Consider the following 15,078-nt stretch of genomic DNA (forward strand, 5'->3'; position numbering starts at 1 on the left):
TAAGCCATTTAAAAAAGAAACCGGGACTAGCCCAGTTCAATTTGTCTTCTGATACTTTCTTCAAGGGAGATTAAAGTCTCTGTTCTCTGTATACCTGATACCGCCTGGATCTCTTCATTTAATACATGCCTTAAATGATTCGTATCCCTGCAGATAATCTTGGCGAACATGCTGTAGGCACCTGTGGTATAATGAAGCTCTACAACCTCCTTAATTTTGCTTAGCTGCGCAACGGCATCCTTATACTGAATACCTTTTTCAAGATAAATCCCGAGGAAAGCACAAATATCATATCCTGCTTTTTGCGGATCAATAATCAGGTGGGAGCCCTTGATAATCCCCATTTCCTGCAGTTTCTTCATCCGAACATGTATTGTACCCCCTGAAACGATTAAATCTTTTGCGATTTCTGTATAAGGTTTCGTCGCATCCTGCATTAATTGCTTTAAAATATCAATATCAAGGTTATCAATTTCTAAATTTTGGCTTTCTTTTTTCAGCATGATTTCAATTAATTCTAATGATGCTCTAATATAATTACAATAATCATAATAATAAAATTATATCATTAATATATTTGTAATGTATGGTAACTCTTGTTACATTTGTATCAAGCAAGTAAGAAAAAATAGTTCTTTTTAACATTTGCTTATACTCTGTAGGGTGGCGAAACTGGCAGACGCACCTCCTTGTCTCGGTGGTGGAGAAATTGGGAAACCTGAAAAGGCTAACCACTCCTTGAAGGTTCGACTCCTTCTCCTACAGCTAAAGAACAGACGTTCTTTATTTAATGTTGGGTGGTGAAATTGGCAGACACACCTTCTTGTCTCGGTGGTGGGGATCATGGGATAAACACAGTTTACGGGTTGACCACAAATTAATTTTGAACTGAGGCTAACTTCCCCTTGAAGGTTCGACTCCTTCCCCAACAGCCAGTTTTTTTATTTAATAAGTTAGTTAATTAGGCAACCTGGAGGCGGGTTGCCTTTTTTTGTTTTCAGGATTTAATTTGCAGCCTTCAATCCATATTTTTCGCTGAATTTTTTGTCCAGCTGTTTATGCAGGTTATCCAGGTTGATATCCCTCCCCTGAATAAATGCCTTTTCTACACGGTTAGTTCTCATGTCCAGCGCGTCACCGGCCGAGATGAATAAAGTAGCATCCTTTCCAGCTTCCAGACTTCCGGTAGTTTTATCGATACCCAACACTTTCGCGGTGTTCAGTGTAACCGCTGAAAGGGCTTTCTCTTTATCCATTCCCCATGCAACGGCCGTACCGGCCATGAAGGGCAGATTCCTTTGCTGCCAGTAGCCTTCAATACTGATGACTACATTGATACCAGCTTTGTCCAGTACTGCAGCATTTTTGTAGGGCATATTGACATCATCATCTGTAGAATTGGGAAGTGCATGCGGCTGTTTCACCACTACTGAAATATCATTTTCCTTTAAGAAGTCAGTAATCAGGTATGCCTCATCACCACCTACGATAACAGGTTTGATATTGAAGCGCTTGGCGAAGTTCACAGCAGCAACAATATCCTTTTGAGAATCTGCAGTGATAAACAATTGTTGCTTTCCGCTAAAAAGCTGTTTCATTGCGGCAAAACGCGTGTTGGTGACTGCAGGTTTTGCAATTGCTGCGTATCCTTTTGCTTCCGAAAAGAACTGATCCAGCTCATTGATCGCATTTTGCTTACGTTCTGCCAGTACTTCGGGGGTTACTAACTGACGGCGTCCACCAAATTCTCCCCGGGAGGCAGGTATTGCAGGCCAGGTCATGTGCATCGCATCATCCTTTTTAATGGCTGCATCCTCCCAGTTCCAGGCATCAAGCTGCATCACAGAAGAGCTGCCGGAGATCGTACCACCCTCGGGGGTAATCTCTGCCATCAGGATTCCGTTACTTCTTAAGGTTGCAGGAACTTTGGAGTCAGTATTGTATGCTACCAATGTACGGATGTGCGGATTGAAGTTGCCGATCTCAGTAAAATCCAGTGTGGCTTTTACCGACGAATATTCGATCAGACCCAAATTGGTAATGGGGGCGATCAGACCGGGGTAAATATGTTTGCCATCAGCTTTGATCAGTAGTACATCATCCTGCGGGGCTTGTCCGTTTGCAGCTACAGAAAGAATCTTCCCGCCACTGAAAACGATAGTGCCATTGGAGATCACTGTGCCATTGCCCACATGGATAGTGGCTCCTGTAATGGCGATAGTTTTTGTTTGTTTTGCTGCAGGAACGATATTGGCCTGTCCGTAACAACTGATGGCGCCGGCTGCGCTGAGCAGTAGCGTTAATATATACTTATTCATGTGCGTGTACTCCTTCCATTTCATTTAATGCTGCAGAATAATCTTCCAGCGATTCGCAGTTATAAATCCGTTGAGCTTCTGCCGTTGGGCGTTGTGTTTTGGCACCCTTGCTTTTGCTTTCGATCATTTTCTGTACGATGCGTGCTTTCTCAGCCTGCTGCTGTTTGCGTATCTCTGCATCTTTTTCCATATCCCAGTAGGGAATACCGTCTACATAGGTCTTTTCAGCCCTCGCATAGATTGATAATGGATGATCTGACCATACGACTACATCCGCATCTTTACCTGGTTTGAGGCTTCCTACGCGCTGATCGATGTGCAGCATCTTAGCCGGGTTCAGTGTTACGAATTTTAAAGCTTCTTCTTCAGGAACATTTCCATACAATACAGACTTGCCGGCTTCCTGATTCAGGTGACGGGCCATTTCTGCATCATCTGAATTGAAAGCTGTGGTTATTCCGACATTGTGCATGATCTTTCCGTTGTAAGGAATGGCTTCGGCAACCTCCATTTTGTAGGCCCACCAGTCGGAGAAGGTAGAACCGGCAATGCCGTGCGACTTCATTTTGTCAGCAACCTTATATCCTTCCAGGATATGTGTAAAAGTGTTGATCTTGAAACCCATACTGTCAGCCGCATGGATCAGCATATTGATTTCTGACTGCACATAAGAGTGACAGGTAATAAAACGTTTGTTATCCAGGATTTCTACGATCGCATCCAGCTCCAGGTCTCTTCTTACATTGTTACCTTTTGCGGCTAACCCTGCTTTATATTCCTTGGCACGTGTAAATTCATCGATATAACTTTGTTCAACACCCATGCGCGTTACCGGAAAACGTAGTCCGGAACCAAAGTTACTCTGCTTCACGTTTTCACCGAGAGCGAATTTAATAAAGCCATCATTGCCACCGAACTTCAATTCTTCAGGGTTTTTACCCCAGCGCAGTTTAATCAGTTGCGATTGTCCACCAATAGGATTGGCAGATCCATGCAGCAGGTGAGAGGTAGTCACGCCACCTGCCAGTTGTCTGTAGATGTTTACATCTTCGGAGTTCACTACATCAGCCACCCGAACTTCGGCAGATGATGACTGTGCGCCTTCATTAACACCACCAATTACGGCAATATGGGAATGTTCATCGATGATACCTGCGGTAATATGTTTACCTGTAGCATCAACTACTCTGGCGCTTCCGGCGGAAAGGCCTTTGCCCACAGCTTTGATCTTTCCATTTTCAAGCAGCACATCTGCATTGAGCAGCACACCTTCTTTTTCGTTAGTCCATACTGTCGCATTTTTAAGCAGCACAGACTCCTGTTTAGGGCTGCTCTCGCTGCCAAAGGCAACAAAAGGATAGATCAGCTTACCAGCTGGAGTGATGGCTTTAGGTTTCTCCTTTTTTGGCGCATCTGTATTGACGGAGGTAAATTGTGCAGACCATTTGCCAGCGGTTCCTGATGCCAGGACAGATTCGCCACGCAGCATCACCGGCTTTGCTGAGGTGAGGTATCCGCTCAGCCTGACTTCTCCTGAAGGGGTTTTCTTTAGATTGAAGCTCAGTCCTACCCAATCGCCGTTGCGTGTAAAGCTGGCAGTAATCTTAGTCGTATCTGCTCCGGGACGTTGTATGACTGCTGTTGTTCCATTAATTTTCAGGTTCAGTGCACCAATACTATCTATCGTAAGCGCATAGTTACCTGTGAGGTCGTTCACATTCATTTTGCTCACTACAAAACGTTTTCCCTGTATCCAGTTTTCGAAGATCACATTGCCATTTTTGAAAAGCTGGTCGGAGGTGATCAGGAAATTAGCGAGTTTACCTTTTTCCAGGGTACCCGTCTGGTCAGCGATCCCGATCATTGCCGCAGGAACTTCTGTCAGGGAAAGCAATGCTTGTTTCTCGCTGAGCCCGTTATCTATTGCTGTGCGGATGTTGGTCCAGAAATCTTTAATACTCTCCAGGCCATAGGCGGTGAGTGAGAACCTGATGCCAGCTTTTTCTACTGCTGCAGGATTTCCGGGTGCCATCTCCCAGTTTTTCATTTGGGCAAGCGTAATATTTCTTGCTTCTGCAGGATCTTCTGCATCATAGGCTTTAACAAAATTGAGAGGGATGATGAGGCTTGCACCAGTTGCTTTAACTGCATCAATCCGCTGATATTCGTCACCCGAAGACTTGATAATATATTGCTTTCCGAACTCTTTTGCTATTTTATCAGCGCGGAGTATGTTCTGCCATCCATCAACCTCAAATATTTGCGGCAGGTTCTGTTGTTTGTTAAATTGTTCCAAAGAGATGTTATACTCTTCTTTTTGTTTGCTGTACCATTGCGCATCGTAGTACGTCTGTCTCAGCAGGGCTATGGAGCCCATCAGTGAGGTAGGATAATCGTTCTGCGAGCTTCCTTTATTAAAAGAATAGTTGGCTGCCGTCTGGTCCTTGAGCATGATCTTATTTTCTCTCTCATCGCTGAGGCTCACTGCGGCAGAAGTACCGCGGGCAATGCCATCATGACTCAGGGTGTTTACGCTTCCAAATCCTGCTTTACGCAGCTCTTCTGCCTTTTTTGCATCAATGGTGAAGAGTGTGCGGACTTCCGTTTCGGGGCGGATTGCTTCGTTCCAGTTGTAAGAGCCCTTTTTTGTGGTCAGGAAGATAGACTGTCTGCCACCAAAACCTCCACCGGCGGTGCGGGCAGGTTCTGCGATGCCATAGGTTGTAAAGGGATCAATCAGGGAAGGGTAGATATACTTTCCCTTGAGGTCGATGACCACATATCCGGCAGGAACTGTGGTTCCTGAGCCTACCGACTGGATGGTTTGACCTTTGACCAGCAATGTGCCATTGCTGATAGTTTGGTTAGCATTCACTACAATGGTTGCATTGGTAAAAGCAAATAAGCCCGGCCTGGTATCATAGGATCCGTTTACGGGATAGGTTTGCTGACCAAATAGAACTGCAGCTGAAAAGACTAACGCGAGCGTAAGTAGCGTTTTCTTCATGAATTGTAAATATTTAGTTAATGATTTAAATTTAGAAAAAATTATTACTCCCGGAACTGTCTATCAATCTTATTACCTGATTTATAATGTTATTTTCAGGCAATCTTTATAATGATTATAAATATCAATAAATAATTGTGACCCCCTATAACAGCAAGTATTTTCTTATTTTTGAAGAAAAAAAGACTATGGGTATTTATGAAATCTTGAAGAGTGCACACTCTGGATGGCGTTATCTGGTAATCATCTTATTGCTGGTAGCGTTTATCAATGCGTTAATGGGATATCTGGGCAGAAAGCCGTATACAGAAGGTAACCGTAAATTGAACGTGTTTGCATTGATCAGTTCACATATTCAACTGGTTTTAGGATTGCTGTTATACTTTATGCACGACTGGTACAAAGGTGACATGTCTGTTGCTATCCAGCGTTACTGGAAGATGGAGCATATTGCTATGATGCTGGTGGCGATCATCCTCATTACTGTAGGGAATGCAAAATCTAAAAGGATGGATAGTGCGCTCATGAAACACCGCAGTATATTTGTGTTTTTCGGGCTGGGCCTTTTACTGATCACCGGAGCTATTTTCGGGATGATCCATGCCGACCCAAGCAGACACTTATTTGCGATGTAATTAAATTATTGATTTAATTTTGGTTTATTAGATTTATTTCTATTTTTGCTACACATGATTAACAATATACATACCTGGCAATGGCGTGGTTATTCTGCAAAGAGTATCGTCGTAGCCTTGTGTACCTTATAGTTTATCAACCTAAACCAAACCACACATACTAACCCGACGTACCACGTCGGGTTTTTTTTGTTTTAAAGCACATGGAAAAAGTAAAAATTAACACCATTTTTAAGAAGAGACTTGCAGATACGATTACCCCGGTAAGCATTTATCTGCGTTTAAGAGACGTTTTTCCGAATACGCTTTTGTTGGAAAGCTCGGATTACCACAGTCGTGAAAACTCTGTGAGCTATGTATGTGCAGATCCTGTAGCCGGGATCACATTACAGGGCGGAAAGCTATCCACCTATTTCCCCGGAGGGGAGAAAGAGGTTAAGGATAAATTTGTCCTTACCGAAGAGATTGATGCTTTTAAGGCCATGTTTGACATTGAGCCAGTAGTAGAAAAACGGTATATCTCAACGGGTTTGTTTGGTTATTTTACATGGAACACGGTGCAGCATTTTGAGGATATCACATTGCAGGCCAAAGCGCGTGAAAATGAGGAAATCCCATTGATGCAGTACCATGTTTACAGATATATTATTGCCGTAGACCACTTTAAAAATGAGGTTACCCTGTTCCGCAACTATTTCAATGGTGAGGAGAACGGGGGACTGGAGAAGATCGAATACCTGATCCAGAACAAGAACTTCCCGGAATACAGTTTCAATACCGTGGGCGAAGAGCACTCCAATCTCACGAATGAGGTTTTTATGGATATCGTGGAGAAGATGAAGAAACATATCCTTCGGGGGGATGTTTTCCAGATCGTACCTTCACGTGCCTATAATCAGGGTTTCCAGGGAGATGAATTTAATGTATACCGCTGTCTGCGTTCCATCAACCCCTCACCGTATCTGTTTTATTTTGATTACGGAAGTTTTAAGCTTTTTGGCTCTTCGCCAGAAGCACAGATTACGATCAAAAATGGTGTGGCGAATATCTTTCCAATTGCAGGAACTTTTAAACGTACCGGAAATGACGAGGAGGATGCCGAGATTGCAAGGGCACTGGAACAGGATCCTAAGGAGAGCGCAGAGCATGTGATGCTGGTGGATCTGGCCAGAAACGACCTTAGCAGACACTGTACTAACGTGGAGGTAAAATCGTTTAAAGAAGTACAATATTATTCACATTTGATTCACCTTGTATCTAAGGTTAGCGGGAAACTACAGAAGGATGTTTCTGCATTTAGTATTGTTGCAGATACCTATCCTGCGGGCACTTTGAGCGGGGCACCAAAATATAAGGCCATGCAGCTGATTGACGAATATGAAGGTTTGGGAAGGAATTTTTATGCAGGTGCCATAGGATATATGGGCTTTGGGGATGAGTTTAACCATGCGATTATGATCAGGACTTTCATGAGTAAAAACAACCAGCTCCATTATCGTGCGGGAGCGGGGATTGTGGCCGATTCCGTGGCGATCAATGAACTAAACGAAGTAAACAATAAAATTGCTGCCTTGCGTAAAGCGGTAGAAATGGCTAAAGAAATTAATGTGATTTAAGATCATGGATATGAACAAAAAGATATTGGTTATTGACAACTACGATTCATTCACGTACAATCTTGTACATCTGATCAACGAACTTGGCGGAGAGGTGGAAGTATGGAGAAATGATAAGTTCGCCATTGAAGATGTTGCAGCTTTTGATAAAATATTATTGTCGCCCGGACCGGGAATCCCGGAGGAAGCGGGACTATTATTGGAGGTGATCCGTACGTATGCCGCAGAGAAGAGTATCCTGGGTATCTGTCTGGGGCAGCAGGCTATTGCTGAAGCTTTTGGCGGGTCACTGCTGAACTTAGGGAGACCTATGCATGGAATCGCTACGCCGGTGACGGTGGTAGACACCGAAGAAACATTGTTTAAAGATTGTCCGGCGGTAATCAGCGTAGGGCGTTACCACTCCTGGGTAGTAAATCAGGATGACCTGCCTGCCTGCCTGCAGGTGACGGCTACGGATGAAAGCACGGAGATTATGGCACTGAGACATAAAACCTATGATGTACGAGGTGTACAGTTTCATCCGGAGAGCGTGCTGACCGAGCATGGCAAGCAGATGATGAAAAACTGGTTGGAGAATTAAACCTTTTATGTGTTAAAAATGAACATTTTAGATAAAATTGTACTGCGTAAAACTGAAGAGGTAGAGCAGGCTAAAAAACTGGTGTCTATTAAAGAACTGGAAAATGGAGCATATTACAGCAGAACTCCGTATTCACTGCGGGAGTTTATGCTGGCTGACGATCGCAATGGCATCATTGCCGAGTTTAAACGTCGTTCGCCATCAAAAGGTGTGATCAATGACCATTCCACTGTGGTAGAAGTAACCAGGGACTATGCAGCAGCAGGAGCTTCGGCAATTTCTGTACTTACGGATATCGATTTCTTTGGAGGACACCCGAACGACCTGCTGGAAGCGCGTGAGGCTACCCAGGTTCCGTTATTGCGTAAGGATTTTATGATTGATGAGTATCAGATCGTGGAGGCAAAAAGCCTTGGTGCTGACATTATATTGCTGATTGCTGCCATCCTGACACCTCTGCAGATTAATACCTTTGCAAAGCTTGCGAAAAGTCTGGGTCTGAACGTTCTGCTGGAAGTGCATAACCTGGAAGAACTGCAGCGCAGTATTAATCCCAATGTTGATGCTATAGGCGTAAATAACCGTAACCTGGGCGACTTTACCGTAAACATACAGACCTCATTTGACCTCGCAAGGGAGATTCCGGCAGATTTCTTAAAGGTTTCGGAAAGCGCGATTTCTGATCCGAAGATCATCAACCAGCTGAAAAGTGCCGGTTTTAACGGATTTCTGATCGGAGAAAACTTTATGAAGACTTCTGATCCGGGAGCGGCCATACGGACTTTTGCCGGGGAGATGATCTCGGTATAACTTTTGTATCTTTGTACTTTACATGGGAAAATTAAAAACTTATGATACCGCTGTCAAACAGGAACGTGCTGTTCTTGTCGGCGTGGTAAGACCGGGTGAAAAACCGGAAGAGACTAAAGAATATCTGGATGAGCTGGCCTTTCTTGTTGATACGGCTGGTGGTGTGGTGGAAAATACTTTTACACAAAAGATGCAGCGTCCTGAGCGTGCCACATTTGTGGGGACAGGAAAGCTGGAAGAAATAAAAGCATACGTAAAATCTGAAGAAATAGACATGGTTGTGTTTGACGATGAACTATCGCCTTCACAACTGCGGAACATAGAACGCGAGCTACAGGTGAAAATCCTGGACCGGAGTAACCTTATCCTGGATATCTTTGCCGGAAGGGCACAAACGGCACAGGCAAAAACCCAGGTGGAGCTTGCACAATTACAATATCTGTTACCAAGGCTTACCCGTTTATGGACTCACCTTGAGCGCCAGAAGGGTGGTATCGGTATGCGTGGTCCGGGTGAAACCCAGATTGAGAGTGACAGGAGGATGATCCTGGAGAAAATTTCCCTTTTGAAAGGTCGCCTGAAACTGATCGACAAGCAGAATGAAACGCAGCGTAAAAATCGTGCGGCCCTGATAAGGGTAGCCCTGGTTGGTTATACCAACGTAGGGAAATCTACGATCATGAACATGGTTTCAAAATCTGAGGTTTTTGCGGAAAACAAACTTTTTGCTACGCTGGATACTACGGTAAGAAAAGTGGTGATTGAAAATCTGCCATTTCTGTTGTCTGATACTGTTGGATTTATACGCAAGCTACCCCATCACCTTGTAGAATGCTTTAAATCTACATTGGATGAGGTACGGGAAGCTGATATCCTGATCCATGTGGTTGATGTCTCTCATGCAAGCTTTGAGGACCAGATCAATGTGGTGAATGAAACACTGAAGGATCTTGGAGCAAGGGATAAGGAAACGATCGTAGTGTTCAATAAAATTGATGCCTATGTAAGTCCGGAAGCTGATGAGTTCAATGAAGACGAAGAAGAAAGAGCTCCTTTTACATTAGAGGAGTTTAAAAAAAGCTGGATGGCGCAGCACAATACGCCATCATTATTTATTTCGGCATTGCATAAGGAGAATCTGGAGGAATTTAAACAGCTTCTTTATGACAAGATCGTTGCTTTACATGTAGCGCGCTATCCTTATGACAAATTATTATACTAATACAAACATCAAAAATCATGGAAAGTAAACGTCAACAGAAATTTGCTGGTGTACTGCAAGAGGAATTAGCGACCATATTTCAGAGAGAAGGAGCAGAGTACCTACCTAATACACTGGTTACAATTACAAAAGTTCGTGTATCTCCGGATTTGGCTGTAGCAAAAGTATATCTGAGTTTTTTAAGTACCAATAACACGGGCTTATCTATTGCAACCGTAAACTCTCACGCAGGTGAGATACGTTATAAGCTGGGTACCCGCATCCGTCATCAGGCAAGGGTGGTGCCTACACTTACCTTTTTTGTTGATGACACCAATACGTACGTTGAGCATATGGATAAGATCTTTGATAAGATTTCCAGAGAGCGTAAGGAACATGGTGAAGAAGAAGCGGAAGGTTAGTTCCCGATCGTTGTCATGGAAGGTATTGAAGCGTGGTTGCTGAAGAATAAAGCCAGAATTGGTAATGTGGTAGATTTTAATACCTCGACCGACCGTCTGTATCCTTTCGACTTTACTGCTCAAAATCATGAACTTACGGACGATATCCTGAATGATACCTCAGCATTTACCGATTGGGCAGCCTCAAAGCTTGAAACCTCTGGCTGCCGTTATGGTATTGGCGGTTACGACGAACACAGGACAATCTACACCCGCAGTTCTCACTTCGATACCGATGAAGAACCCCGGAGGTTACATCTTGGGGTAGATATCTGGGGGAAAGCAGGTACCGCGGTTTATAATTTTTTTGATGCTGAAGTACATAGTTTCCGGTATAATGATCATTTTGGAGACTATGGGGCAACTATCATCCTGAAATATGATTTGGGAGGGGGGATACTGCATGTATTATACGGACACCTGAGTTTATCGTCTCTGGACGGATTGTACGAAGGAAAATGTATAGCCGGCGGGAAACCTTTTGCCATATTCGGTACGGCTGAAGAGAACGGCCACTGGCCTCCGCATTTGCATATGCAGCTGATACTGGATATGGAAGGAAAAGAGGGAGATTACCCGGGTGTTTGCCAGTTCTCGAAGAGAGCAGCCTTTCTTGAAAATTGTCCCGATCCAGCCCTTATTCTTCAGTATACTTTTGGGAAGCACTAAAATTCAGTATTTTAGCATATGAAAAAGATCATCGTCATATTTTTCCTTTTGTTGGGTTTAACCCTGCATGCGCAGCCTGTGCTGAAGGGTGGATTGGATGCTTTTATCAATAAGAACCTGAGCTATCCTGCCTATTCGTATCAGAATTGTGTACAGGGAACAATTCGCATCAGCTTCAAAATCAATAGTCGCGGTGAGGTCTATTCCTCCAGTGTCAGCAGTGGTCCCGGGATAGACCTGGACCAGGAGGCTTTACGGCTCATCAGGATGAGCAGTGGACAGTGGAAGGTTCCGTCAGATTATGACAGCACCTACGTACTGGTGGCGCCGGTAAACTTCAGGCTGGCCAGTGAGGATTGTAACAGGGTGAGCCAGCAGGATATGAATAAGGCCATTGCAGTCTACAAGGCCAACCAGGGATTGACTGATGCCATTACCAATTATTACCGCAATAAGGCACAGGGCAAACAAAACGAAGCGGAAGAGAAAAAGGTATTGTCCCTCAAAGCGGAGCTGGGTTATGATGATGAGTACCTCAGCAAGAAGATTGATGAGGGGAAGAAAAAGCTACAGCAAAAAGACCGGCAGGGAGCATGTGAAGATTTTCTCTTCGTAAAATATATGGGTTCTTCATTAGCTGATGATCTTCTGGCTAAGTACTGCAGGTAGGTCAGGCATTTACTATTACTGAAATAGCAGCTGGAAATATCTCTGCATCTATCTCGTTTACTTTCCCTTTATATTCTCCATCTACCTGAAAGTGGGCCTTATGGCGGGCTTTGATATTGAACTTCCTGGTGTGAAAGAGCTCGATCTTTTCTGGATTAAAGGGAAGGCTGGTAAAACGAGCCTTCAGGATCTCGAATACCGAGTATTTCTTTACAAGAATGACTTCAAATACATCGTCATCCAGTTTACCTTCAGGGTTGATCTTTACACCGGTGCCATACATTGTAGCATTGGCAATCACAACCATAGCTGCTTCAGAGCGAATGGTTTCGCCTTCTAAATTAATTTCTACCTGCATCTTGTGATGGCTCCATAAGGCTTTCCAGGTTGCCTTGGCATACCCAAGCATGCCTCTCTCGCTGAGGTCATCAAATTTCTTGACGATATAAGCATTAAAGCCAATGTCTGAGAGGTGGATACACAACTCACCGTTTACTGATACCGCATGAATTTCTTTGGGCTGTCCCGATACAGTGAGTTGAAGGGCCTCAGAAATATCTGTGGGGATGCCGAGCTCTTTCGCCATACCATTTGCGGAACCTGCGGGAATAATGCCTATTGGAGTTTTTGTACCCTGCAGACATTCTGCAACAAGCTTAAGCGTCCCGTCACCTCCAACGGCAATGACCCGGTCGGCTTTCGACTGATGAATAGCCTTTTTGATCTGGTCCGGGTGACAGTCTTTTTTTAATTCATAGATTTCCGCAGTATGCGCTCCATCTGCAAAAAAATCAGTGATTAATGTTTTAAAATCGGTGTCGTCACTTCCTGAACCGGGATTAACTATAAAGAGGAGCTTCATTCCTTTTTCTGCAACTGCCATTACTGTTGTTTATAACCAAACAACTTCCCCAATGCTCTGTTTGAATTATAATGAATAATAATTCTTTCAGCATCAAACTGTATCATGGCTATGGACATACACACAATCTGGTGGTATATGGTCATGCTTTTAAATTCAGAGCAGAGAGCAAGCAGAATTATAGCAATAACCTTTTTGTGAACATCAGATATCTGTTCAGGCTGTTCCTGCTGAAACCCTATCCCCGGGCTGAGGTGCGGTTAACTTTTGAAAACCAGGTGATCCTTCAGCAGACCGAATACGACGGCTTTTTTAAGTTTGAGTGGCAGGCTGCTGAAAATATCAGTGCAGGCTGGCATAATGTAAAGGCAGAGCTGCTGGACGAACATGGGCAGGTACTTGCGGAGTGTAGCGGGAATGTATATGTCCCTCATATCACCCAATACGCGTTCATCTCAGACATTGATGATACTGTAATGGTTTCGCATTCTGCTACGATCGGGCGGAGACTAAGGGAGCTGTTTATTAAAAACCCACGGACAAGGAAAACCTTTCAAAATGTGGCCAGGCATTATGAACTGCTGGCACTATCGCATACAGATGCTGCCCATCCCAATCCATTTTTTTACGTATCCAGTAGTGAGTGGAACCTGTACGATTACCTTTTGGAAACATTCAGATTTAACAAACTCCCGGAGGGTGTTTTCCTGCTCAACCAGATCAAACGCTGGAAGAACCTCATTAAGACCGGCAAGACCGGACATGAGGGTAAGCTGATCAGGGTAATGCGGATCCTGGATGCTTTTCCGAATCAGAAGTTTGTGTTTTTTGGCGACAACTCGCAGCAGGACCCGGATATTTATTCTTCCATTGCCCTCAGGTATCCCAAAAACATAGAGGCGATTTACATCAGGAATATCAGGCCGGAGAGGACCGCGTATACTGAAGCCTTACTGGCAAAGGTGGAAGAGCTGCATATTCATACTTGTCTGTTTACGGATAGCCAGCAGGCAATTGATCATTCTGCAGGCATCGGTTTGATCAGCTTAGACAAAATCTAGCGTATTAAACTGCTTGCTCAGCACCTGTCCATTATTTACATCCAGCCATTTATCCAGCACTGTACCGTATACTTCGCGGAAATCAATCTGGTATTTCAGGTCCCCATTGTCGAGATCTGACAGATTGGGAGCCGCATTGTAAATTCCCTTTTTCTTCAGTTTTCCACCAAATAAGAACATATTGTTTGCTGTACCATGGTCTGTACCATTGCTGGCATTCTGGGCTACCCTGCGGCCAAACTCAGAGAATGTAATTACTAAAGTATCATCCAGCTTATTATTCTGATGCAGGTCTTTGATAAAAGCGTTCATGCCTTCGGCATATTGTTGCAGTAAACGGCCCTGCTGATTGTTCTGGTTGACGTGTGTATCAAATCCACTCAGAGAAACGTAGTATACTCTCGTTCTAAGTCCGGAGCATATAAACTTAGACACTGTTTTGAGCTGGTTGGAGAATGCCGTTGTGGGATAGCTATAGTTAGGCTTGTAGATTTTAGAAGTGTTCTGGATGTAATTTGCCGAGGAAGAGGTTTCTATCATGGTTTTATACAGATAACCCAGGTTGTCCTCGTCGAGATGTTCTTTATCTCCATTGATCATTTCCCTGAAAAAGGGTTCATTGGTATTCCTGAATAATGCTGCCGGATCTTTCAGGGCAATACCTTTTTTGCTGTTACCCTTCATGGCCAGTGAGAGGCTGTCATCCACTTCGATTGCGGTGTATGGAGAATTGCAGGTACTGCAGTTAGAATCGAGGTATCTGCCTATCCAGCCTGTAGAAAGATACTGATTTGCATCGCTGCCTGTCTGCCAGATATCCATTGACCGGAAGTGGGAGCGGTCCGGATTGGGATAGCCCACATCATTGATCACCGACAGCCATCCCTGGTCATAGAGTTCCCTGAGGCAATTGAGATTGGGGTTTAGTCCCTGCATATCATCCAGACGGATGACATCCTGGGCTTTGATCGCAATATTCTTCCTCATCTGGTAATAAATATCATTGCCATATGGTATCACAGTATTGAGTCCGTCATTTCCACCTGAAAGCTGTACCACAACCAGATTTTTGTGCAGACTAAGTTCGTCAAGTGCCAATGCTTCAAAGGGCTTCATAAAAGCAGGAACGAAGATCGTACCTGCAGCAGCTAAAGCGGCCTTTTTTAAAAAATCTCTTCTTTCCATC

Annotated in this window: 14 protein-coding genes and 2 tRNA genes; 11 read left to right on the forward strand and 5 right to left on the reverse strand. The window is 44.0% G+C overall.

Translation table 11 applies throughout. From position 1 onward, the window contains the following. Window positions 1-26: 26 nt before the first annotated feature. Window positions 27-503 carry an Lrp/AsnC ligand binding domain-containing protein gene (locus tag OQY15_RS21215; protein WP_265794059.1) on the reverse strand — a complete coding sequence of 159 codons (477 nt, stop codon included), beginning with the start codon at window positions 501-503 and terminating at the stop codon, window positions 27-29. A gap of 154 nt (window positions 504-657) precedes the next feature. Here OQY15_RS21215 and OQY15_RS21220 point away from each other — a divergent pair. After that, a tRNA-Asp gene (locus tag OQY15_RS21220) sits at window positions 658-765 on the forward strand. 26 nt (window positions 766-791) lie between these two features. Further along, a tRNA-Asp gene (locus OQY15_RS21225) sits at window positions 792-935 on the forward strand. Between the two features lie 69 nt (window positions 936-1,004). Here OQY15_RS21225 and OQY15_RS21230 read toward each other — a convergent pair. Both OQY15_RS21230 and OQY15_RS21235 read right to left on the reverse strand, forming a co-directional pair. Continuing rightward, the gene (locus OQY15_RS21230) at window positions 1,005-2,342 is read right to left on the reverse strand and encodes an amidohydrolase family protein (protein WP_265794060.1); all 1,338 of its coding nucleotides are present in this window, start codon (window positions 2,340-2,342) and stop codon (window positions 1,005-1,007) included. Beyond that, window positions 2,311-5,325: an amidohydrolase family protein gene (locus OQY15_RS21235; RefSeq protein WP_265794061.1), complete on the reverse strand. Its 3,015-nt coding sequence runs from the start codon at window positions 5,323-5,325 to the stop codon at window positions 2,311-2,313. The genes OQY15_RS21230 and OQY15_RS21235 overlap by 32 nt, the downstream gene beginning before the upstream one ends. A gap of 188 nt (window positions 5,326-5,513) precedes the next feature. On the opposite strand from OQY15_RS21235, the gene OQY15_RS21240 reads away from it, so the two are divergent. The 8 genes from OQY15_RS21240 (at window position 5,514) to OQY15_RS21275 (ending at window position 11,969) form a co-directional block, all read left to right on the forward strand. Further along, entirely contained in the window at window positions 5,514-5,960 is a 447-nt protein-coding gene (locus tag OQY15_RS21240; RefSeq protein ID WP_322973403.1) for a hypothetical protein, read from the forward strand. Window positions 5,961-6,163: 203 nt separating this feature from the next. Then, window positions 6,164-7,576 carry an anthranilate synthase component I family protein gene (locus tag OQY15_RS21245; RefSeq protein ID WP_265794063.1) on the forward strand — a complete coding sequence of 471 codons (1,413 nt, stop codon included), beginning with the start codon at window positions 6,164-6,166 and terminating at the stop codon, window positions 7,574-7,576. 10 nt (window positions 7,577-7,586) lie between these two features. Continuing rightward, complete coding sequence (locus OQY15_RS21250) at window positions 7,587-8,159, forward strand: aminodeoxychorismate/anthranilate synthase component II (RefSeq protein ID WP_265794064.1); 573 nt, start codon at window positions 7,587-7,589, stop codon at window positions 8,157-8,159. An 18-nt stretch (window positions 8,160-8,177) separates the two neighbouring features. Beyond that, a complete protein-coding gene (trpC, locus tag OQY15_RS21255; RefSeq protein WP_265794067.1) occupies window positions 8,178-8,969 on the forward strand; it encodes an indole-3-glycerol phosphate synthase TrpC in 792 nt (263 codons plus the stop codon). A gap of 22 nt (window positions 8,970-8,991) precedes the next feature. Next, a complete protein-coding gene (hflX, locus tag OQY15_RS21260) occupies window positions 8,992-10,191 on the forward strand; it encodes a GTPase HflX (RefSeq protein WP_265794070.1) in 1,200 nt (399 codons plus the stop codon). 17 nt (window positions 10,192-10,208) lie between these two features. Then, complete coding sequence (gene rbfA / locus OQY15_RS21265) at window positions 10,209-10,592, forward strand: 30S ribosome-binding factor RbfA (RefSeq protein ID WP_265794072.1); 384 nt, start codon at window positions 10,209-10,211, stop codon at window positions 10,590-10,592. Window positions 10,593-10,607: 15 nt separating this feature from the next. Beyond that, a complete protein-coding gene (locus OQY15_RS21270) occupies window positions 10,608-11,300 on the forward strand; it encodes a peptidoglycan DD-metalloendopeptidase family protein (protein WP_265794074.1) in 693 nt (230 codons plus the stop codon). An 18-nt stretch (window positions 11,301-11,318) separates the two neighbouring features. Next, window positions 11,319-11,969, forward strand: a complete 651-nt coding sequence (locus tag OQY15_RS21275; RefSeq protein WP_265794075.1) for a TonB family protein — start codon at window positions 11,319-11,321, stop codon at window positions 11,967-11,969. A gap of 1 nt (window position 11,970) precedes the next feature. Here OQY15_RS21275 and OQY15_RS21280 read toward each other — a convergent pair whose 3' ends face one another. Continuing rightward, the gene (locus OQY15_RS21280) at window positions 11,971-12,852 is read right to left on the reverse strand and encodes a YegS/Rv2252/BmrU family lipid kinase (RefSeq protein ID WP_265794076.1); all 882 of its coding nucleotides are present in this window, start codon (window positions 12,850-12,852) and stop codon (window positions 11,971-11,973) included. 50 nt (window positions 12,853-12,902) lie between these two features. On the opposite strand from OQY15_RS21280, the gene OQY15_RS21285 reads away from it, so the two are divergent. Next, entirely contained in the window at window positions 12,903-13,892 is a 990-nt protein-coding gene (locus tag OQY15_RS21285; RefSeq protein WP_265794078.1) for a phosphatase domain-containing protein, read from the forward strand. Here OQY15_RS21285 and OQY15_RS21290 read toward each other — a convergent pair. Next, window positions 13,878-15,077, reverse strand: coding sequence for a DUF1501 domain-containing protein (locus OQY15_RS21290; RefSeq protein ID WP_265794079.1), 1,200 nt, complete (start codon window positions 15,075-15,077; stop codon window positions 13,878-13,880). The two genes, OQY15_RS21285 and OQY15_RS21290, sit on opposite strands and share 15 nt — an antisense overlap. Between the last annotated feature and the right edge of the window lies 1 nt (window position 15,078).

Source organism: Pedobacter sp. MC2016-15, assembly GCF_026239695.1.
Taxonomy (GTDB): domain Bacteria; phylum Bacteroidota; class Bacteroidia; order Sphingobacteriales; family Sphingobacteriaceae; genus Pedobacter.